At 56.4% G+C, this 20,398-nt stretch carries 20 protein-coding genes, 1 tRNA gene and 4 pseudogenes; 14 read left to right on the forward strand and 11 right to left on the reverse strand.

Annotated elements, in window-relative coordinates:
• Positions 1-14: 14 nt before the first annotated feature.
• Entirely contained in the window at positions 15-1,178 is a 1,164-nt protein-coding gene (locus ACZ1G5_RS00860) for a M20 aminoacylase family protein (RefSeq protein ID WP_472731061.1), read from the reverse strand.
• A 201-nt stretch (positions 1,179-1,379) separates the two neighbouring features.
• Between ACZ1G5_RS00860 and ACZ1G5_RS00865 the strand changes: the two genes are divergently transcribed.
• The 3 genes and pseudogenes from ACZ1G5_RS00865 to ACZ1G5_RS00875 all read left to right on the forward strand — a co-directional run bounded on the left by ACZ1G5_RS00865 (position 1,380) and on the right by ACZ1G5_RS00875 (position 3,674).
• Positions 1,380-1,997 carry an outer membrane protein gene (locus tag ACZ1G5_RS00865; RefSeq protein ID WP_472731062.1) on the forward strand — a complete coding sequence of 206 codons (618 nt, stop codon included), beginning with the start codon at positions 1,380-1,382 and terminating at the stop codon, positions 1,995-1,997.
• Between the two features lie 68 nt (positions 1,998-2,065).
• Positions 2,066-2,883 (forward strand): annotated as a pseudogene (gene mazG, locus ACZ1G5_RS00870) (nucleoside triphosphate pyrophosphohydrolase).
• Between the two features lie 74 nt (positions 2,884-2,957).
• On the forward strand, positions 2,958-3,674 hold the full coding sequence (locus tag ACZ1G5_RS00875) for an SDR family NAD(P)-dependent oxidoreductase (RefSeq protein ID WP_472731063.1): 717 nt from the start codon (positions 2,958-2,960) through the stop codon (positions 3,672-3,674).
• Here ACZ1G5_RS00875 and ACZ1G5_RS00880 read toward each other — a convergent pair.
• Both ACZ1G5_RS00880 and ACZ1G5_RS00885 read right to left on the reverse strand, forming a co-directional pair.
• Positions 3,671-5,479, reverse strand: a complete 1,809-nt coding sequence (locus ACZ1G5_RS00880; protein WP_472731064.1) for an ABC-F family ATP-binding cassette domain-containing protein — start codon at positions 5,477-5,479, stop codon at positions 3,671-3,673. The two genes, ACZ1G5_RS00875 and ACZ1G5_RS00880, sit on opposite strands and share 4 nt — an antisense overlap.
• 10 nt (positions 5,480-5,489) lie before the next feature.
• A complete protein-coding gene (locus ACZ1G5_RS00885; RefSeq protein WP_472731065.1) occupies positions 5,490-6,218 on the reverse strand; it encodes a GNAT family N-acetyltransferase in 729 nt (242 codons plus the stop codon).
• Positions 6,219-6,291: 73 nt separating this feature from the next.
• Here ACZ1G5_RS00885 and msrB point away from each other — a divergent pair, with 73 nt between their 5' ends.
• The gene (gene msrB / locus ACZ1G5_RS00890; RefSeq protein ID WP_472731066.1) at positions 6,292-6,684 is read left to right on the forward strand and encodes a peptide-methionine (R)-S-oxide reductase MsrB; all 393 of its coding nucleotides are present in this window, start codon (positions 6,292-6,294) and stop codon (positions 6,682-6,684) included.
• Between the two features lie 287 nt (positions 6,685-6,971).
• Here msrB and ACZ1G5_RS00895 read toward each other — a convergent pair whose 3' ends face one another.
• Positions 6,972-7,448: an outer membrane protein assembly factor BamE gene (locus ACZ1G5_RS00895; protein WP_472731067.1), complete on the reverse strand. Its 477-nt coding sequence runs from the start codon at positions 7,446-7,448 to the stop codon at positions 6,972-6,974.
• Between the two features lie 108 nt (positions 7,449-7,556).
• On the opposite strand from ACZ1G5_RS00895, the gene ACZ1G5_RS00900 reads away from it, so the two are divergent.
• The 10 genes and pseudogenes from ACZ1G5_RS00900 (at position 7,557) to ACZ1G5_RS00945 (ending at position 13,749) form a co-directional block, all read left to right on the forward strand.
• Positions 7,557-8,078, forward strand: coding sequence for a YceD family protein (locus ACZ1G5_RS00900; RefSeq protein WP_472731068.1), 522 nt, complete (start codon positions 7,557-7,559; stop codon positions 8,076-8,078).
• Between the two features lie 163 nt (positions 8,079-8,241).
• Positions 8,242-8,448, forward strand: a complete 207-nt coding sequence (gene rpmF / locus ACZ1G5_RS00905) for a 50S ribosomal protein L32 (protein WP_008236104.1) — start codon at positions 8,242-8,244, stop codon at positions 8,446-8,448.
• Positions 8,449-8,468: 20 nt separating this feature from the next.
• Positions 8,469-9,593, forward strand: a complete 1,125-nt coding sequence (gene plsX, locus ACZ1G5_RS00910; RefSeq protein WP_472731069.1) for a phosphate acyltransferase PlsX — start codon at positions 8,469-8,471, stop codon at positions 9,591-9,593.
• A 2-nt stretch (positions 9,594-9,595) separates the two neighbouring features.
• Positions 9,596-10,566: pseudogene (locus ACZ1G5_RS00915) on the forward strand (beta-ketoacyl-ACP synthase III).
• Positions 10,567-10,668: 102 nt separating this feature from the next.
• Positions 10,669-10,971 (forward strand): integration host factor subunit alpha, encoded by a 303-nt coding sequence (ihfA, locus tag ACZ1G5_RS00920; protein ID WP_472731070.1) that lies wholly within the window; start codon positions 10,669-10,671, stop codon positions 10,969-10,971.
• Between the two features lie 2 nt (positions 10,972-10,973).
• Positions 10,974-11,540, forward strand: coding sequence for a MerR family transcriptional regulator (locus tag ACZ1G5_RS00925; RefSeq protein WP_472731071.1), 567 nt, complete (start codon positions 10,974-10,976; stop codon positions 11,538-11,540).
• 54 nt (positions 11,541-11,594) lie between these two features.
• A tRNA-Pro gene (locus tag ACZ1G5_RS00930) sits at positions 11,595-11,671 on the forward strand.
• 50 nt (positions 11,672-11,721) lie between these two features.
• Positions 11,722-12,811: pseudogene (locus ACZ1G5_RS00935) on the forward strand (2'-deoxycytidine 5'-triphosphate deaminase).
• Positions 12,812-12,928: 117 nt separating this feature from the next.
• Positions 12,929-13,168, forward strand: a complete 240-nt coding sequence (locus tag ACZ1G5_RS00940) for a hypothetical protein (RefSeq protein WP_472731072.1) — start codon at positions 12,929-12,931, stop codon at positions 13,166-13,168.
• 227 nt (positions 13,169-13,395) lie between these two features.
• Positions 13,396-13,749 carry a helix-turn-helix domain-containing protein gene (locus ACZ1G5_RS00945; RefSeq protein WP_472731073.1) on the forward strand — a complete coding sequence of 118 codons (354 nt, stop codon included), beginning with the start codon at positions 13,396-13,398 and terminating at the stop codon, positions 13,747-13,749.
• 111 nt (positions 13,750-13,860) lie between these two features.
• Here the strand turns inward: ACZ1G5_RS00945 and ACZ1G5_RS00950 are convergent, their stop codons facing one another.
• From ACZ1G5_RS00950 to argS, 7 genes and pseudogenes are all read right to left on the reverse strand, one after another.
• The gene (locus ACZ1G5_RS00950; protein ID WP_472731074.1) at positions 13,861-14,793 is read right to left on the reverse strand and encodes a serine hydrolase domain-containing protein; all 933 of its coding nucleotides are present in this window, start codon (positions 14,791-14,793) and stop codon (positions 13,861-13,863) included.
• A gap of 223 nt (positions 14,794-15,016) precedes the next feature.
• Positions 15,017-15,217, reverse strand: coding sequence for a hypothetical protein (locus ACZ1G5_RS00955; protein WP_472731075.1), 201 nt, complete (start codon positions 15,215-15,217; stop codon positions 15,017-15,019).
• Positions 15,218-15,262: 45 nt separating this feature from the next.
• Positions 15,263-15,912, reverse strand: a pseudogene (gene scpB, locus ACZ1G5_RS00960) (SMC-Scp complex subunit ScpB).
• Positions 15,905-16,699 carry a segregation and condensation protein A gene (locus ACZ1G5_RS00965; RefSeq protein WP_472731076.1) on the reverse strand — a complete coding sequence of 265 codons (795 nt, stop codon included), beginning with the start codon at positions 16,697-16,699 and terminating at the stop codon, positions 15,905-15,907. The pseudogene scpB and the gene ACZ1G5_RS00965 overlap by 8 nt, the downstream one beginning before the upstream one ends.
• A 6-nt stretch (positions 16,700-16,705) precedes the next feature.
• Positions 16,706-17,695, reverse strand: a complete 990-nt coding sequence (locus tag ACZ1G5_RS00970) for a glycoside hydrolase family 3 N-terminal domain-containing protein (protein WP_472731077.1) — start codon at positions 17,693-17,695, stop codon at positions 16,706-16,708.
• Positions 17,696-18,583, reverse strand: a complete 888-nt coding sequence (locus ACZ1G5_RS00975; RefSeq protein ID WP_472731078.1) for an SPOR domain-containing protein — start codon at positions 18,581-18,583, stop codon at positions 17,696-17,698.
• A gap of 60 nt (positions 18,584-18,643) precedes the next feature.
• Positions 18,644-20,383, reverse strand: a complete 1,740-nt coding sequence (gene argS / locus ACZ1G5_RS00980) for an arginine--tRNA ligase (protein WP_472731079.1) — start codon at positions 20,381-20,383, stop codon at positions 18,644-18,646.
• Positions 20,384-20,398: the final 15 nt, after the last annotated feature.

Consider the following 20,398-nt stretch of genomic DNA (forward strand, 5'->3'; position numbering starts at 1 on the left):
CCGGAGCCCACATCCTACGCAGCATTCGCCGGTAAAGCGCGTTCCACCAATCGCGCAAAAAACGAAGCGCCCGCAGGTGCGGTTCGATCATCAAAATCATAGGCCGGATGATGCAGACCGGCCGTATCGCCGTTGCCGACGAACAGATAGGCACCGGGGCGTTCTTCCAACATATAGGCAAAATCCTCGGCCCCCATTTCACGCGGGCGGTTGTCATCCACCTCGGCTGCGATTTCGCGTGCGACATCGGCGGCGAAACCTGTCTTTGCGGCATCATTTACCGTTGCCGGATACCCAACCTCATAGGTCAGTTCTGCCGCAACGCTGTAAGCGGCTGCTTGGCCTTTGACGATATCGGCCAAACGGCTTTGCACCATCGCCTGCACGCCCTTGTCGAATGTGCGCACAGTGCCGTTGATATAGGCCTTGTCAGGTATGATATTGTCGGCAGAGCCGGTATGGATTTGCGTCACGGAAACAACCAGGTCGTCACGCGATGCATGGTTGCGGCTCACTATGGTCTGGATCGCATTGACCATCCCCACTGCTGCCACAATCGGATCAGCTGTGTCGTGCGGATAGGCCCCATGCCCACCCTCGCCTTTGATATGAATATGGAATGTATCGACAGCGGCCATGATTGGACCGGGTGTTGTGTAGAACGATCCCACAGGCGCACCGGGTGCGTTGTGCAGCGCATAGACCTCTTTGATGTCAAAGCGGTCCAGAACCCCCTCTTGCACCATCACCTGCGCACCGCCGCCACCTTCTTCGGCAGGCTGAAAAATCAGCGCAACGCGCCCCGCAAAATTCCGCGTTTCGGCAAGATAACGTGCGGCCCCCAGCAGCATGGTTGTGTGCCCATCATGGCCGCAAGCATGCATCTTGCCCGGCACGGTTGAGGCGTAATCAAGCCCGGTGATTTCATCCATTGGCAGGGCGTCCATATCGGCGCGCAGGCCAATGGTCGGACCCGCCGCCTTACCATTCAGGATTGCGACCACACCAGAGGTCGCGATCCCTTCATGTATTTCGTCAACGCCAAACGCGCGCAAACGCTCGATCACAAAGGCCGCAGTCTCATGGCACTCGAACTGCAATTCGGGATGAGCATGCAGATGTCTGCGCCACGCGATCATATCGTCGGCGTAATCGGCAATGCGGTTGATAATGGGCATATTAGGTCTTTCACAATGTTGGTTGCGCAACAGTTGACCGCAACAGCCCCCTATTCGCAATGGCTGATCGCGACAGATGCGGGTTCATTTCAGCGTTTACACTTTTTTAACTTTTTCCAAGAATAGGACCGCGCACTGGCGCGTAAAGGATGCAGAGGCCGGCAATTGAGCCCGCCCAATATCTAGAAATGGAACATCCTTATGACGACGAAAATTTCACAAAAACGCAAAAAACTGGTTGCTGCCCTTGCCCTCGCACTACTGCCACTTGCGCCAACAACCGCCTTGGCTGACTGGAGCGGAAATTACGCAGGTCTTTCATTGGGCCAACTCACCAACGGTGAAATCAGCCCCGAATTTGACGGTGACACGTTTGATCTGGACGTAGAGAGCGACGCAATTGTCAGCGCTTTTTACGGATATCAGGTGCAACGTGGTGACCTTGTATTCGGTGGCGAAGCGGCATTTTCCGCACGTTCCGATGCAGAAATCAGTCTTGAAGATGCAGGAGATGACACTTTTGATTCCGAGATAAACTTTATCGATCTCAAAGCACGGACCGGCTACGCGTTTGATGCGGCACTCGTTTACGGTGTTGCGGGCGTGTCGCGCGGGACCGCTACCGTCGTGCCCGGGATTGATGTGACAGCCGACGGGTTCAACTTTGGCTTTGGCGCGGACTATATGATTAGCGATCAATTTGTGATCGGTGCGGAATACCTCGCCCGCCGTTTGAACGAAGATGACTTCATCGGCGAAGGTATCGATATCGACACAACTGCGGATACAATTGCGATCCGCGCATCGTTTAAGTTCTAAAGCCGCACAGCACATCTTGGCGCGGCGCTGGCATTTCGCTAGCTTCGCGCCAAGAAATGCGAGGCGACATGACACAGACCCCTTTGATCCACGATCCAGACGGCGGCATGCCCCGCCTGCTTGAGATTATGCGCCGTTTGCGCGATCCCGAAACCGGCTGCCCATGGGATATTGAGCAGGATTTCAACACCATCGCCCCCTATACCATCGAAGAGGCTTATGAGGTCGCCGATGCCATCGCCCGCAGCGACTGGGGCGAATTGGAGGGCGAGTTAGGCGATCTGCTGTTGCAGACCGTCTATCACACGCAAATGGGGGCCGAGGCCGGGCATTTCACCTTTGACAGTGTTGTTCGGGCGATTGCTGACAAGATGGTCGCGCGGCATCCGCATGTATTCGGTGACGAGAGCAGGGATAAGTCGGCGGAGCAGCAGACGCTTGATTGGGAAAAGATCAAAGCGGCGGAACGTGCAGGCAAGGAACAAAAGCGCACGCTTGCGGGCGTGGCTTTGGGATTACCGGGCATGACTCGCGCTGTGAAATTGCAAAAAGGATGGCGCGCGTCGGCTTTGACTGGGACGAAACCGACAGCGTGCTCGACAAGATTGTCGAGGAAAGCAAGGAGCTGGTTGAAGCCCGCGATACCCTTTCGCAAGACGATGTTGAGGCCGAGTTTGGAGATTTAGCCTTTGTCCTTGCCAATCTAGCGCGGCATCTGGGCGTTGATCCCGAAGCCGCCGTTCGGCGCACGAATGCAAAGGTTGAGCGTCGGTTTGCGGCAATTGAAGATATGCTTGCCGCCAAAGGCAAAACACCTGCACAAAGCGACTTGCAGGAAATGGACGCGCTGTGGGATCAGATCAAAGCCGCCGAAAAGGCAAACTGACTTGCGAGGTCGAAGGGGGCGCCGCGCGCCTGCCGCCGACAGACATTTAGGAACACCAAAAAAATGAGGGAAATATGCAAATAAAAGAAGCTGTAGCTGTGATCACTGGCGGTGCGTCGGGATTAGGGGCCGCCACTGCCCGTGCGTTGATTGCAGCAGGTGCGCAGGTCACAATATTTGACCGCGACCCAAACGGTGCGGCCTTTGCCACCGATATCGGCGCAGGGTTTGCAGAGGTCGACGTGACGGACGAAGCCAGCGTATCGGCTGGTTTGGATCAGACCAGCGACTTTAACGTCGCAATCAATTGTGCAGGCATTGCCACGGCAGAGAAGACGTTGGGCCGTGATGGACCGCATAAGCAAGAGAGCTTTGCCCGAACGGTCGACATAAACCTTAATGGCACTTTTAACGTCGCACGTTTAGCGGCGGCGCGTATGGCGCAGGGCAGCGTCATCATCAACACAGCATCCGTGGCAGCGTTCGACGGTCAAAAAGGACAAACCGCTTATGCGGCGTCCAAAGCCGGGATTGCCGGGCTATCACTGCCGATGGCGCGCGATCTGGCGCGCAGCGGCATCCGCGTCATGGCCATCGCGCCAGGTATCTTCCGCACGCCGATGCTCGAAGGGCTGGGCGAAGAAGTCATGGCAGGCTTGGCCAAGGACGTCGTCTATCCCGAACGGCTAGGCGATCCGGCAGAATTTGCGGCTTTGGCGCGCTTTATTGTGGAATGTGACTATCTGAACGGAACAACCATCCGTTTGGATGGGGCGTTGCGGATGCCCTAACCGGCTGCTTTTTCTTCCAATTGCAACCATTCGTCTTCGGCGTCCGACAACGCGTTTTGACGTGCGACGAGCGCATCGGTTGCTTTTTGAAACTTGACTGGATTTTCGATGAAAAGCGCGGGATCGCCGAGGAGTTTTTCGAGCTTGGCGATCTCGGCTGTGATTTTTTCAATGACACCCGGCAGTTCTTCTAGCCGGTGCTTTTCGGTGAATGACAGCCCGCTGGCCGTTTGCTTTTCAACCGGCTTTGCCTTCTTCGCCAAAGGCTTGCTGGCCTCTTTTGCCTCAACAAAATCACCGCCGCGTTGTGTGCGATAATCCGACCAACCACCCGCATAGACAACCGCTTGCCCGTTGCCTTCCATGGCAATCGTTGTGGTCGCGACCCGGTCCAGAAAGTCCCGGTCGTGGCTAACCAAAAGCACCGTGCCATCGTAATCACCCAAGATATCCTGCAACAGATCAAGCGTTTCGATGTCCAGATCGTTCGTTGGTTCGTCCAGTACCAAAAGGTTGCTTTCCCGCGCCATAAGCCGCGCCAGCAGCAACCGCGCCTTTTCACCTCCCGACAGCGACCGAACAGGCGCCCGCGCTTGCGCCTCGTTGAACAGAAATTCTTTCAAATATCCCACGACATGTTTTGGATTGCCGCGCACCATCACCTGATCCGATTTCCCCGAAACGCCGAGTTCGGGATCATTGGCAAGATTTTCCCAAAGCGTCATATCCGCGTTCAGCGCCGCACGGGTTTGATCAAACACCGCGATATCAAGGTTCGTACCCAGCTTGACCGATCCCGCATCCGGGGCCTCTTGCCCTAAAAGCATCTTGATCAGCGTCGTTTTGCCCACCCCATTGGGCCCGACAAAGGCGATCCGGTCGCCGCGTTGCACGGTCAGATCGAAATTCTTGACGATGGATTTACCATCAAAAGCCTTGGTCAACCCAAAAGCTTCCATCACCTTTTTGCCCGATGTACTGCCACCATCAAAGGCCATCGCGGCAGTCCCCTGCCTTGTGATCTGGGCCGCCCGTTGCGCGCGCAATTCCTGCAAGGCACGCACCCGGCCTTGGTTGCGCTTTCGCCGGGCCGAAATGCCCTCAACCGCCCATCGCGCCTCTGCCTTGATCTTGCGGTTCAGTTTGTGGCGTTGCTGGTCTTCTTCTTCCCACAGCTTATCGCGCCAAGCTTCAAAGTGTTCAAAACCCTGCTCGGCCCTGCGCACCTGCCCCCGGTCAATCCACAGGGTCGCGCGTGTCAGCGCGCGCAGAAAGGCCCGATCATGGCTGATCAGGACAAAACCGGCGCGGGTCGTCTTCAACTCATTCTCAAGCCAAGCAATCGCTTCGATATCAAGGTGGTTCGTGGGCTCGTCCAGCAGCATCAACTCTGGCGCCTCGGCCATCAGTTTCGCCAAAGCAGCCCTACGGCGTTCACCACCTGAGGCCGTGTTCACATCACCAGCAGGGTCGAATTTCAGCCCTTCGGCGACCATATCAACCTTGTAGGCCTCATCAATGTCCAAGCCGCTGGCTGCATAGTCACCCAACGTGGCGAAACCGGCCATTGTCGGGTCCTGCTCCATATAGCCGACCTGCACGCCGGGGGCTGCAACGCGCGTGCCGCTGTCAGGCAGCACAAGTCCCGCCATGACCTTCATCAAGGTGGATTTGCCTGACCCATTGCGTCCAACCAAAGCGACACGGTCGCCCGGTTGCACAACCAAAGACAGGTCTTCGAACACAGGATCGCCGCCGAAGGTCAGCGCAATATCAGAAACTTGGAGTAAGGGTGTTTTCGCCATAACCGCGTGGCTATGACAGTGCCGCCGCCTGCGCAAGAGCTCTGAGCGCTGCAGCGCGCGCCGGCGGGACAGATGCGACATCAAGACAGGTGAAAACATGCATCGTATTCATGGCCCGATCGACAACGGCATGGTCGCCAACCCAACCGCCCATGGCAAGATAGGTGCGCAAAAGTGGCGGCATCGGGTCTGCGCCATGGGGCGGGACATCTGTAAAGGGAATAGTTTCAGGTGCCTTGGGCGCAGGGCGCAAATGCTGCGGTCCGACGTGTTTGTGGGCCAGACGTCCAAAAACCTTGCCAAACGGGGCGGGATCGGTCCCCGTAAAGCTGCTGCATCCGAACAGCAGACGGGTGCCTTGCGCATCAACCAGACCCGTCACTGCCCCCCAAGCGACGCGCAGAACATCTGCATCCAAAACATCGGGGGCGATGCAAAACCGGCCAACCTCCAGCATAGGCGCGGGCGATTTGGCCAAACCGGCCAGGTCATAAAACTGCGCCGCATAGCATCTGCCAATTTGCGAGCCCGACGCGATGTCAAAGAGACGTGCCGCCGCAACGAGCCGCCCTGACCGGTCTTCGACCATCAGGTGACGGCAGACCGTATCAAACCTGTCCTGATCCAGACCCGGCCCGCCAAAAAAGCATTGGTGCCGCAGCGCTTGGCAGGCTGTGACGTCCTGCCGGATCCGGGCGAACCGGGCCGCATAGCGCCCCTTTTGGAACGGAATTGTCATAGCCCCCTACCTTGGCGAAACGCACTTGCTGACCTACGTTACGCATCAGCAACGTAAAAGGAATAAGAAACTGATGGATAAGATCGTCAAATCAGACGCCGAGTGGCGCGCGCAGCTGTCAGATCAGGCCTATAAGGTCACCCGCAAGCATGGCACCGAACGCGCTGGCACGCACGAGGATTTCCCTAAAGAGCCCGGCACGTACATGTGCGTATGCTGCGGCGCGCCCTTGTTCGACCAAGGTGCCAAATTCGAAAGTGGCACCGGCTGGCCCTCATTCTATGAACCGATTGATTCAGAACAGGTCGGTGAAACCGTGGACCGCAGTTTCTTCATGAAACGGACCGAGGTGCATTGCACGAAATGCGACGCGCATCTAGGACATGTGTTCCCGGATGGACCACAACCAACGGGGCTGCGGTATTGCATCAACGGCGTCGCGTTGGAGTTTGAGGCGGAGGAGTGAGTTAGACCTATGTCGATGGTCCTCTTGGCAAAGCACTAGCAACGACCGATTTGAGCCCAAAGTGTAACGCAGGCCCCGTTCGGGTATCGCCCGACCTGGAGGGCACCAACATCACGGCTTGGCAACGCATTTCAATGACCTCGACCTTCAAGTATGTTGAAACGCTGCAAAATCGCCCTCCGGGGGAGGTCGGGCGATGCCCGGACGCGGCCGGGCGGTTGTTCGATGTGGTATCTGACAGGACCAAAGCGAATGACCGCTTAGTCCCGCAAAGCAGATACGTGCTCCTACGGCTCTTCACCCAGCAATTGTCCCGCATCAATCCGACCGAAGGATCCTAGCAACTGCGCGAGGAACGTCACATCATTGATCCCGTCTTCGGTCACGCGGCGGTCCAGCACCACCACACGCCCGTCGTCGAGTGTGTAGCGCGAGATGTTGCGGACGCGGTCGTTACCATCAAAATCAATGGCGAGGACTTGGCGGTCGATCTCTTCCGGTTTGAAAGGACCGAACAGACGAAACTGGCTCGAGGCATAGTATATTGTGTTATTTTGAAGCGCACGTTCAGAAATTGGCGGACCGAAGAGGTTGATGACTTCGTTTTTGGTGGTGGTGCCTACATTCAGGGTGGCAAGTTCTTCAGCTGGCGGAATGAACCCGTGATAGCGGTTCATTTCGGTGCAGCCCATGGCGAGTGCGATGAAGCCAACGCATCCTGCTGCCTTGATCGTCTTGCGCAGCTTGCCAGTGATCGCACTCATACCGTCGCCCTCTTGCCTTGGCGTCTCGCGCCTTTTATCCCCGATACAGCACCACCCGCCCCTGTTCAAGAATCGAAAGTAGCAATGGCTCAGTTACCCCAGTCACTTATGCGTTTGGCAGATCTATCGACACGCAAGCCAACAAATTTCTCGTTGGCTCCCACCGCGGACGAACGCCGGGCAATCGCGGACGTTCTGGGGATTGTGACGATCAAAAAGCTGCGCTTTGATGGACATTTAGCGCCTCAGAACCGCAAGGACTGGATCTTGACTGCAAAGCTTGGTGCCACGGTGGTTCAGAACTGTGTTGTTACGCTCGATCCTGTCACAACGCGGATTGATGAGCATGTCGACCGCAGCTACGTCGCCGATATCCCCGAGATCGAGGCCTCAGAAGTGGAAATGCTTGCCGATGAGACGGTTGAGGAATTACCAGAAACACTTGACGTCGCCGCTGTGATGATTGAGGCGCTTTCGCTGGCCCTGCCGAACTATCCACGTGTTGAGGGGGCAGATCTGGCCGCGACGGTTTTCACCGAACCCGGCGTCGCGCCGATGACTGACGACGATGCAAAGCCGTTTGCCGGCCTTGGCGCATTGCGCGAAAGCCTTGAAAAGAAAGACGAATAGCGACGTTTGACAGCGCAGTGAAAAAGGGTTGCACAAAGCGCAAATCGCAGTATGTTCGCGGCCTCTTTTACATCGTGTCTCGACAGGGCTGCCACAATGGCGTAGGACCCCGCCAGACGCAAAGAAATCTGGGCCGCGGCCCTTTAAATCATAGGGTTGAGACATGGCTGTCCAGCAGAACAAAGTATCCAAATCCCGCCGCAACAACCGGCGCGCGCACGACTCTCTGGTCGCGGCAAATCCAAATGAGTGTGACAACTGTGGTGAGCTGAAACGCCCACACCACGTGTGCCCATCTTGCGGCCACTATGCGACACGTGAAGTGATCGCTGACACAACTGAAATCGACCTCGACGACGACGCGGCATAAGCCAACCTGAGAGCGCCCGCATGACACAAGCCCAGACGGACACCGCGCCGACCAACGGGCCTGATGCAAGCAGGGTGCTATCGGTTGATGCGATGGGCGGAGATCAAGGGCCTGCAACTGTTGTTGCGGGCCTTTCCAAGTTTTTGGGTAAAGAACCGCAGGCCCGCGCCATCGTACATGGTCCTAAGGCCGAGTTGGATGCGCTTTTGGCCAACAACGGCATCGCAGACCGTGTGACGGTCCATGACGCCACTGAAGTGGTCAAAATGACCGACAAGCCGAGCCATGTGCTGCGAAACGGCAAGAAAACCTCAATGTGGTCCGCGATTGAAGCGGTGCGCGAGCGGCAAGCCGCCGTCGCCGTCAGCTGCGGCAATACCGGTGGCCTGATGGCCATGTCGATGCTGCGGCTACGCAAGGCCGAAGGTGTGAACCGCCCCGCCATCGCCTGTCTCTGGCCCTCGCGAAATCCGTCCGGTTTCAATGTCATGCTGGATGCTGGTGCGGATATCCGCGCCGATCAGGACGACCTACTGACCTACGCGCTGATGGGGGCCTCCTACGCCCGCAACGGCCTTGATATTGCGCGTCCGCGCGTGGGCCTGTTGAACGTCGGGACCGAGGAGCACAAGGGCCGCGCCGAGTTGAAGGTCGCCCACGAACTTATTGCAAATGCAGCGATAATTGGTGATTTTGACTATGTCGGATTTATCGAAGGCGGCGATTTGCCCTCAAACAAAGTCGATGTGATTGTGACCGATGGCTTTACCGGCAATGTTGCCCTTAAGACCGGTGAAGGGACCGCGACCCTAATTAGCGAACTGCTGCGCGGCGCGCTGACAAAAACCCCTTGGTCCGCGCTCGGTGCCCTACTCGCACAGGGGTCATTGAACGGATTGCGCAAGCGTATCGACCCGCGCCGCGTGAACGGCGGGGTCTTTCTGGGGCTCAACCAAACCGTTATCAAAAGCCACGGATCCGCTGACGCCACTGGTGTCGCAGCGGCCCTCCATTTGGCCTACCGCCTCGCACAAAGCGGATTTTCGGATAAACTCGCCGCAAGGGTTGCGTCCGCGGCATCACTTGCTCAAGATGCCGGAACAGAAAGTGAGACGGGCAGTCTCAATACCAATACAGGCAAGTAGGCATGATGCGTCGCGCAGTCGTCAAAGGGGTTGGTCACTACCTACCCGAACGTGTGGTCCCCAACGCTGAGTTTGAAAAAACACTCGATACATCTGATGAGTGGATCAAAGCGCGATCCGGCATCGAACGCAGGCATTTTGCGGCCGAAGGTCAAACAACGTCTGATTTGGCGACCAATGCCGCAAAGGCCGCCCTGACTATGGCTGGAATGGTCGGTGATGATATTGACGCGATCGTTCTGGCAACATCGACGGCAGACCTGACCTTTCCGTCGGCTGCGACGATGGTCCAGCACAACATCGGCAACACCAAGGGCTACGCCTTTGATGTGCAAGCCGTTTGTGCAGGTTTTGTCTATGCGCTGTCCAACGCAAATGCGCTGATCGTCTCAGGTCAAGCGGACCGGGTGCTTGTGATTGGGGCGGAAACGTTCAGCCGCATCATGGATTGGACCGATCGGGGCACCTGCGTGCTATTTGGCGATGGTGCGGGCGCATTGATCCTTGAAGCCGAAGACGGCAACGGGACGACAGACGACCGTGGCATCTTGTCGACAGATCTGAACTCTGATGGCAGCTACAAAGATTTGCTTTATGTCGACGGCGGTGTCTCAACCCAGAACACCGGCGTATTGCGCATGGAAGGCAAAGAGGTCTTCCGCCATGCCGTCGAAAAACTTGCGAAAACCGCTGACACGGCTTTGGAAAAGGTTGGCCTTGGGCCTGATGATGTGAACTGGGTTGTTCCGCACCAGGCTAACATCCGCATCATTCAATCGACGGCCAAAAAACTGGGGGTTGAGATGGAACGTGTCGTTGTCACCGTTCAAGATCATGGGAACACATCCGCAGCATCGATTCCCTCGCCCTATCTGTCGGCGTTGGAAACGGCCAGATCAAGCAGGGTGACCTTATCGTCACCGAGGCAATTGGCGGCGGATTGGCGTGGGGTGCGGTGGTGATCCGCTGGTAATCGGTAGAAACAGGCTGTTAACGCCAATTGCCAAGCCGTTGTTATTGACTCTTATTTTACCGCGCGCCTATGCTCCGAGACAAATTGTGAGGGGTATTTTTTATGGCCGATAAGACTTTGACGCGAATGGACTTGGCAGATGCGGTGCACAATCAAGTTGGTCTTTCCCGCAATGACAGCGCCGATCTTGTCGAAAGTGTGCTGACCCATGTGTCTGACAGCCTCGTGAGAGGCGAAACTGTCAAGATTTCATCCTTTGGAACGTTTGCTGTTCGCGAAAAAGCTGCTCGCTTGGGACGCAACCCGAAAACCGGCGAAGAGGTTCCAATTCACCCCCGCCGGGTGCTGACATTCCGCCCATCCCATCTGATGAAAGATCGCGTTGCCGCTGGCAACAAGCGCTAACCATGGCAAAGGCCAAAGACGCGTTCCGCACCATCAGTGAAGTCGCCGAATGGTTGGACACGCCAACCCACGTGCTGCGCTTTTGGGAAAGCAAATTCAGCCAAATCAAGCCGGTGAAGGGCGCAGGTGGACGCCGATACTATCGCCCGACCGATATGGAACTCTTGGGCGGCATTAAACAACTGCTGCACGAAGACGGGCTGACAATCAAAGGCACCCAAAAGCTGTTACGCGAAAAGGGCGTCAAACACGTCGCAACCCTTGGACAATCAATGTCCGACGCCCCACCTGAACTTCCCACAGTGCCACCCGCAATTGCCAAGGTAACAACGCCGCCAAAGCCGAAACTGGTTCCGGTGCAGGACACATTGCCACTCGACAGCCCTGCCCCAACTGAAGCACCTGCCTTCGCAATCGATTTGCCGACGCCACCAAAAGGTCTGCCGTCCGCGTCGCCGCGTCTTGTCGGTCGTACACCGTTTGATCCGCGTGGCATACATGAACGTGCCGCCCAGATCGGCCCGCTGCTGTCGCGTCTTGAAGCGGTTCGCGCACGAATGGGCGGTTAGAACATGCTTTTCGGGCTTGCCCTTGCAGGGTGATAAGGTATGAACGCTGCCAGTCGGGCTATGGCGCAGCCTGGTAGCGCGTCCGTCTGGGGGACGGAAGGTCGCAGGTTCGAGTCCTGCTAGCCCGACCAATCATAACCGCCCGTCGTTGCATGCGCACGGCGGGCGTTTTGACATCCAGATGGGGGATGAAATGACGAACGCAGGTGTCCTTGCTGACCACCAAATCCGCGACATGATCGCGGCTGGTGGCATTGCGGCTGATACCCCAATCGAAGATGACCAAATCCAACCCGCCTCGCTTGATTTGCGGCTTGGGCAGACGGCGTATCGCGTTCGGGCCTCGTTTCTGGCGGGGCGTACGCGCACAGTGAAAGAGCGCCTCACTGACCTTCAGATGCATGAAGTCAAACTATCAGGCGGTGCCGTTTTGGAAAAAGGCTGCGTCTATGTTGTGCCCTTGATGGAGCGTCTGACGCTCCCCCGGGATGACCGCCGCTGCCAGCGCCAAATCCTCTATCGGTCGTCTTGACCTGCTGACCCGGATCATCACCGACCAGGGGATTGAATTCGACAGGGTGCCAGAAGGCTATGATGGCCCGCTCTACGTTGAGATTTGCCCACGGTCGTTTTCGGTCGTCGCCCAGCCGGGCCAGATGCTGAACCAGATTATCTTTCGGCAAGGCAAGACCTTGATGACAGACGATGATCTGCGCAGCTTACACGCGCAGACGCCGATTGTATCGGGTGATCCTGTCATCTCGGACGGTTTGGGGTTCTCCGTTGATCTGAAGCCTGCGGAGGGAACGCTTGTCGGCTACCGCGCAAAACCACACACCGGCGTTGTCGATCTGGCCAAGCTGAACCACTATGACCCGGCAGAGTTCTGGGAAGAGGTGCACACCAAAGACGGCTGGATCATCCTTGATCCCGGCGCGTTCTATATCCTTGTCAGTCGCGAGGCGATTGTGATCCCGCCCATGCAGGCGGCGGAAATGGCCCCTTATCTGGCAATGGTCGGCGAATTCCGGGTGCATTATGCGGGTTTCTTTGATCCCGGGTTTGGCTATGCCGAAGCCGGCGGGTCAGGATCACGCGGTGTGCTGGAGGTGCGCTGCCACGAAGCGCCGTTTGTGTTAGAGCATGGGCAGGTCGTCGGACGTCTGGTGTATGAGACTATGGCTGCCTTGCCAGCAGCGCTTTATGGACGCGAGATTCAGTCGAACTATCAAGGCCAAGGGTTGAAGCTGTCGAAGCATTTTCGCTCTTAGCACGATGCGTCCGCACCACATCAACGACGCTTCTGTTAGTTAATGCTTTGTTTACAACGGCAGAGGTTTCGCGTAGATCGGTATTAACCTCTGGTTGTTAAGTAAAGGGCAAGACCTATGAAATATATATTAAACGTTGTATCTGTCGCTGTGCTTGCCGTGTCGCCTATCGCTGCGCAAGCTGGCGGTCTTGATGCTGCACTTGAAGAAAAAGAGATCGCATCGGTCGAGCCTGCCGCCGGTGGCGTGTCCGGCTCATTGAGCGCACCTGTTATTGTAGGTGTTGCCGCGGCCGCACTCATCGCCGCAGCCGTACTAAGCGACGATGATGACGACTCCTCTTCCGGCACTGAATAACACTTCAGTACCGTTGAGATTAAAAAAAGCGCGCAACCTTGCGCGCTTTTTTATTTGTCGCGCTCCATTTTTAATGCGAGGGAACAGCCGGGTGAGGACGCTCTGTCAATGCTCCCGTGTTGCGCACTCATCGGGTGTCCGACCTTCGACAACCCAAATTCAGCAGGATTTGTCGGTTGGGACTGTCGTAGCCTTTCTTCAGACACCTCAAACTGGAGAATAAACGGATGAAAACGACACAGCAAAGCTACTGCGAACGCCTCGACCGGGTCACCGCGTTTCTGCACGCAAATCTCGAATCCGACATTGGGATCGATGAATTGTCCGAGGTTGCCTGCCTCTCAAGCTACCACTGGCACCGCATCTACACCGCGATGAGTAGCGAGACTGTCGCGACAACCCTGCGGCGCCTGCGCCTACAACGCGCTGCCGACCGTCTGGCAAACTCCGATATGGAAATCTCGATGATCGCGTCACTTGCGCAATATGGTTCGCAGGATGCATTTTCGGAGTTGAGAGATCAGTATGAACCCGAAACTATTCGCCAAGTGTCTCAGTTAAGAAAACCGGGTAAGACGTAACTGGCAATGTCTGGTTTGCAGCCCAAATCATCTGAAGCTGCATAGAGCAAAAAGGTCAGCTATCGGCAACTGACCCCAGCTTGCCCAAATAGATCAGCGTTACATATCGCTCTATTTAGTCGCCAGCATAATCACCATCGCGTCTTGTGCAGCTACACCGCGCCCGGCAGAAAAGAAGGTTGTTCCTGAAGCCGGCACATATCTCCAAGCCGACGAAAATAAATCACTGTTACCATTGTGACCAAACACAAAACTTCCATCGGCAAGGCGCTCGATTTGATGACCATACCCATAGAACATGTTGCCGCAGCAATCGTCGATGTGAGGCGTGAGCGCTTGAGCAACTAGCGCATCATCAACAATTTCACCATTGAAGAACGCGGTCCAGAACGACAAGAACCCATCCGCTGTCGTCACCAATCCACCATTGCCCAATAAGTTCCAGCTTGGCTCACCCCCGAACCAGCTTGCATCTGCTACTGACAGTCGTCGAAATCCAGTGAACCAAAACCTCTCGCTTGTGATCGATTTTTCAGCATCATAGGCGCGCCAATAACCTATTTCAGGCAGTCCTTCTGGGATAACCTGTTCCATCAAATAGTCTTCATAAGCGGCGCCGCTTTGGATCTCGATAATAGCAGCTAACAAGGAAAACCCAGCGTTGGAGTAGGAATATACCGTCCCGGGCCTTGCATCCAAGGGTGCTGCAAGTACCTGCTCCAAGAACTCGGATCGTGACAGAAATACTGAATCACCTCCCGTTGATTGGATGATGCCAGAGGTGTTGGTTAAAAGTTGATGCAGAGTGATTTGGGCTTTATCGGCTGGCACGTCAGGCAAGAGATCACCCAACGTAGCCTGTAAGGTTAAACCTTGATTTTCAACAAGATGGAGTGTCGCAATTGCGGTTACGGTCTTTGTGATAGACAATAGATCTACAATCCGATCCGATCCGGATGTTCCAACATCAATTATATTTTCGGCGTTGACCAGGCCATAGGCGTTTCGGATCGCGACAATTACAGGAAGTTCGACACTTGCCACATTCGCGATTGCGTCACGCGCTGTATTTTCCGCAATACAGGGCGCCGCGAGTAGAGTTATGAAAAGTGTTACAGCTCTGATTTTGATGAGATTTCTCCATCCTGCGTTCAAATGATACTATTTTCGTGCTCCACAAAGGTGAGAGCGGACGGATATTTAGGGCAGATACAGGTCGGCTTTGACCCGCAACGCGGTCATCAACCAGACCTAAAGAGCATCGCCCCTACCGTGTAAACCGTCGTGCAGCGCGCATGCCTTTTTGCGCCTTGCTCGCGGTTTGTTTTCCAGATTTTGCCTGCGCGCGCTCTTCCGGTGTCATGTCTTCGGGTCGTTTGCCACCGCGTGACGCCAAATCAATGCCCTTGTTCACGCCTTTGCGCATCAACATCCGCATTCCCATATTGATCAGTCGATTCATGTTCATGTCTGTATCTCCTGTATCAGATGGCACCTACATAGGCGCCAAGGGTCAATCTTCAAAGAGTTCGGTCTGATCTTCGTCCTCATCGGCATCGTCGCGCTCACCCAAAGCGGCAGCCCCCGGCGGTGGCCGGTTTTCCAAAAGCCCGGCGGAGCGTAACTCTTTCAACCCGGGCAGATCCCGCGCATTCTCTAGCCCGAAGTGGTCAAGAAACCCTTGCGTGACCACAAAAGTCACGGGCCGCCCCGGTGTCATCTTGCGACGGCCAAAACGGATCCACTCCAACTCAATTAGCTGGTCAACCGTACCACGGCTGACACTCACACCGCGAATTTCTTCGATTTCAGCACGCGTAACAGGTTGGTGGTAGGCCACAATCGCCAGTGTCTCAATCGCGGCACGGCTCAGCTTGCGCGTCTCCACCGTTTCCTTTTGCATCAAGAACCCCAGGTCGCCCGCCGTGCGGATCGCCCAGGCGTCACCCACCTTTACGATGTTCACACCACGCCCGTCATAGCGTTTGCGCAGGCGCGCGATCGCTTCTGCCGGGTCACAGCCATGCGGCATCCGCCCCGTCAGCTCAGTCACGGTCACCGGATCAGCGGTCGCAAAAAGGATCGCCTCAACCATCCGTTCCTGCTCACCCATCGGGGGGCTTCAAACAGGCTGTCGTTTTCGGGCGCATCGGTCTTACTCATCACCGGGAACTTTCTTGCGGATTTGGATAGGGGCGAAAATTTCACCCTGTCGAATTTCGATTTTGCCTTCCTTGGCAAGTTCCAGCGACGCAGCAAAGGTTGCGGCGGTCGTCGACCGCCGCCGCTGCGGATCAGCGTCCCACCCATCGGGTAAATAAGCTTTGAAGTCCGTCCAGTCGCCCGCAAACCCGATCAAACCACGCATCCGCTCCAGCGCTTGTTCCATTGTCATGACGTGCTGACGGTCCATCACGAACGGGCGGAAATCATCGCGAGTACGGATGCGTGCATACCCTTGCATCAGGTCCAGAAGTGTCGCGGTATAGGTCACGCGGCGCACGCGCTGCACGTCCTCTGTGATGCCACGCGCAAAGAAGTCGCGACCCAATTGGTCGCGGGCCATCAACTTTGCCGCTGAATTGCGCATCGCTTCCAAGCGCTCAAGCTGAAACGCCAGATGTGCGGCAAGCTCTTCACCAGACGGTCCTTCCTCTGACGGATCAGGCGGCAACAGCAATCGTGACTTTAGAAAGGCCAACCATGCGGCCATCACCAAATAGTCTGCTGCCAACTCAAGACGCAGGCGTTTGGCCTGTTCGACAAACGCCAAGTATTGTTCGGCCAACGCAAGAATTGAAATCTGCCGCAAATCAACTTTCTGCGTCCGCGACAGCGTCAGCAACAAGTCAAGAGGACCCTCAAAGGCCCCCACATCCACGATGAGAGATTCAGCGGCGACACGCTCGCTCACACTCATGGTGTCGTCTTGAAACTCTTCGCCTTGCATCTGCCCTCAGCCTATTAGCGCTGTAAGTTCCGCTTCTAGGTCGGAGATGTCAATATTTGCAGGGGTTTTTCGCATCGCCAAAGCGCGATTTGCGCGGGCTACAGCCTGTGTCGTCATGGCACCTGCCGCTTTGGCCACATCTTGCATCTCTACGACTTCACCATTGCAATGTAGGATAATGTCGCAACCGGCCTTGATGGATGCTTCCGACCGCTCTGCTATCGTCCCTGACAAGGCCTCCATCGACAAATCATCGGTCATCAAAAGACCATCGAAACCGATGTCTTTTCGGATCACTTCCATCATTTTAGGCGATGTTGTGGCAGGTGCGTCAGGATCAATATCAGAGAAGACGATATGCGCCGACATCCCCATCGCAATGTCGTTCAGCGCCTTGAAGGGCGCAAAATCCTTCGCATCAAGTTCAGCGCGCGGTGCGTCAACCCGTGGCAATCGCAAATGGCTGTCGGTGCTGGCCCGCCCATGCCCGGGAATATGTTTCAAGACTGGCAGCACCCCACCGTCTAGGTGCGCTTCGGCACAAGCGCGTGCCGCAGCGACCACTGTCGCCACATCGCGTCCGTACAGGCGGTTTTGCAAAAAAGGGTGCGTCGCATCTTCGGCTATATCCGCAAGCGGCGCGCAGTTTGCGTCAATTCCCACGGCATGTAGCTCGGCGGCAATCAGACGATTGCGCACCCAATGCGCGCGCAACGGGTCGCTTGCGCGGTCCATCTGGTCCAAAGCTGGCAAATACTCGCGCCAATGCGGCGCCCGCATTCGCTGCACACGCCCCCCTTCTTGATCAATCAAGATCGGCGCATCGCGCTGCACGCTTTCCCGCAAGCCATGCGTCAGTCGGCGCAACTGATCAGGCGTCTCGATGTTGCGCGCAAAAACAATAAAGCCAAGCGGTTCAGCCTCTCGGAAAAAACCACGCTCCCACTCCGTGACCTCCGGACCTTCTGGTCCGAAGATCGCAGCTGTCATAGGCATTTAGTTGACCACAACAGCGATACACTCGGCCCCTTCGGCCTGCAGCGCCGCACAGAGGCGACGGGCTTCTGCCCGGTCTGCAAAACCACTGGCACGAAGACGGTACCATGTCGCGCTACTTTGATTACTCACCTGAATAACCCGCGCGCGTTCACCCATCAGTTGTCCAAAGCGGCTTTGCAGCCGCTCCCATTCCTGTGCGGCCAATGCGGGTGTCTGAAAGGCACCCAGTTGCACAAGATTTGTTCCTGCCGCGAACGTTGTTGTGGTCACGGCGACTTCATTTGATGCTGCTGGTGTTTCGGTAGCGGCGGCAGGAATGCGGAAATTCGCTGGGCGGATCACCGGACGCAGGGATGTCGCAACACCGGGTACGTTGGCCGCAATGACCTCGACAACGGCCACATCTTCAACCTCAGCGGCATCCTCTTCCACCACGGTCTCAGCGCTCAGCCCTGCCAGTTGCGCCGCAAGTGCGCTGACGTCATCCTGTTGAAAGGGCGCAGCAGGAGCAACTGCTTCAACCGTTATTTCATCTTCGGCGGTTGGCTGTGCGACAAGATCTTCCTGCGCCAACCCGCCGTTACGCGGCGCCAGAACAAGCCGGTCCTCAGGACCACCCGCTTCGCCAACGGCTGCAACTTCGTTGACAGACAGACCAGTATGGTCTGCAACCGTACCACCGGGGTTGTCGGGCAGCACGCGCATATCACCTTCCATCGCGCGAACCACGGGGATGCCACTGACATCACGCACAATAAGTTTATAACCCCAAAAGCCAACGCCCAGGATCAGGGCCAGCGACAACGCAGCCCCTGCGAAATTCACCATATTTGTTAGACGCGGCGCGCCTGCCGTCGGGGCGAACCCCTCTTCATATACTGCCATACTCGCCTCTTGCATGTCCCTTTTCGGGATCATTCTCGCTCGGTCCGGCTGTCTTGTGCGTTAGCGCATCTCTTCCGCCGGAGTGACCCCAAGAATACCAAAACCGTGCAAAATAACAATCGCTACGGCACGAATGAGGGCAATTTTCGCCTGTGTGGTATCTGAGTCACCCTCTTGCACAAACCGTAGGGCTTCATCCGCGTTCCCTTGATGGTAGAGCGCATGGAAGTCCGACGCGAGGTCGTAGAGGTAAAACGCAACCCGGTGCGGTTCATGGCCGCGCGCGGCAATCTCGACCAACCGCGGCCATTCGGCGAGTTTCTTGATCACGGTTAGTTCTGCGTCATGGGTCAGGTTAGAAAGGTCCACACCCGCCAATGTCCCATCAGCGACATCCGTAAATGCTGCCGCTTTACCGACGGCAGAATTTACACGCGCATAGGCATAGTTGACGTAAAAGACAGGGTTGTCTTTGGATTGCTCCAGCACCTTGTCGAAGTCAAAGTCCAGCGGCGCGTCGTTCTTGCGTGTCAGCATGTGGAACCGGGTCACATTGGGTCCAACCTGATCAACCACATCGCGCAGGGTCACAAAGGTCCCTGCCCGCTTTGACATCTTGAAAGGCTCGCCGTCCTTGTAGAGCTTGACCAGTTGCGTCAGTTTCACATCCAGCGGCACCTTGCCATCAGACAGCGCCGAAACAGCCGCCTTCATCCGCTTTACGTAGCCACCATGATCGGCACCAAACACGTCGATCAACTGGTCAAAGCCGCGCTGCACCTTGTCATAGTGGTACGCAATATCAGGTGCGAAATACGTCCAAGACCCATCCGATTTCTGCACCGGCCGATCAACATCATCGCCATGCGCAGTCGACCGGAACAATGTCTGCTCGCGCGGTTCCCAGTCTTCGGGCATCTTGCCTTTCGGTGGCTCAAGCGTCCCGCGATAGATCAGGCCCTTTTGGTCCAGTTCATCAATGGCTTTTTCGATCAAACCGGTACCATAGAGGGATTTTTCGGAATAGAAGTTATCCATTACGACGCCCAGCTGCGCCAGATCAGCGCGGATCAGGTCCATCATGGCTTCGGTCGCAAATTCGCGGATTTCTTCGAGCCAGAACTGTTCGCCCTTGTCGACAAAGGCGTCACCAACCTTGGCTTTCAACGCTTCACCGACAGGCTTTAGATAATCGCCCGGATAGGTACCATCCGGGAAAGCGACCTCCTGCCCGTGCGCCTCCAAGTACCGCAGGTAGACAGACCGCGCGAGCACATCGACCTGCGCGCCGCCATCGTTGATGTAATATTCTTTGGTGACGTCAAAGCCCGCGTAATCCAGAAGCCGCGCCAGCGCATCGCCGAACACAGCCCCCCGCGTGTGACCTACGTGTAACGGCCCCGTTGGGTTTGCCGAGACATATTCGACCATCATCTTCCGGCCTTGCCCCAAGGTGGACTGGCCATAAGCAGGATCGGACAGCGCGGCCTTCACAACTTGCTGCCAGACCGCAGGGACCAACCTCATGTTGAGGAACCCCGGCCCCGCGACGTCTACTGTCGCGATCTGCGGGTCCTCTGACAGTTTGGCAGCAAGTGCCTCTGCGATGACCCTTGGGTTCATTTTGGCGGGTTTCGCCAGAACCATCGCGGCATTGGTCGCCATATCACCGTGGGTCGCATCGCGCGGAGGTTCGACCGAAACCGCAGCGGTCGCAAGACCATCGGGCAACAGGCCTTCGGAAACCAACTGGTCGAGGCAAGAAAGTACCCGGGCGCGAATATCAGCAAAGAGGTTCATGGGTCTGTCCAAATC

This window comes from Yoonia sp. JB2-21, from assembly GCF_055693545.1.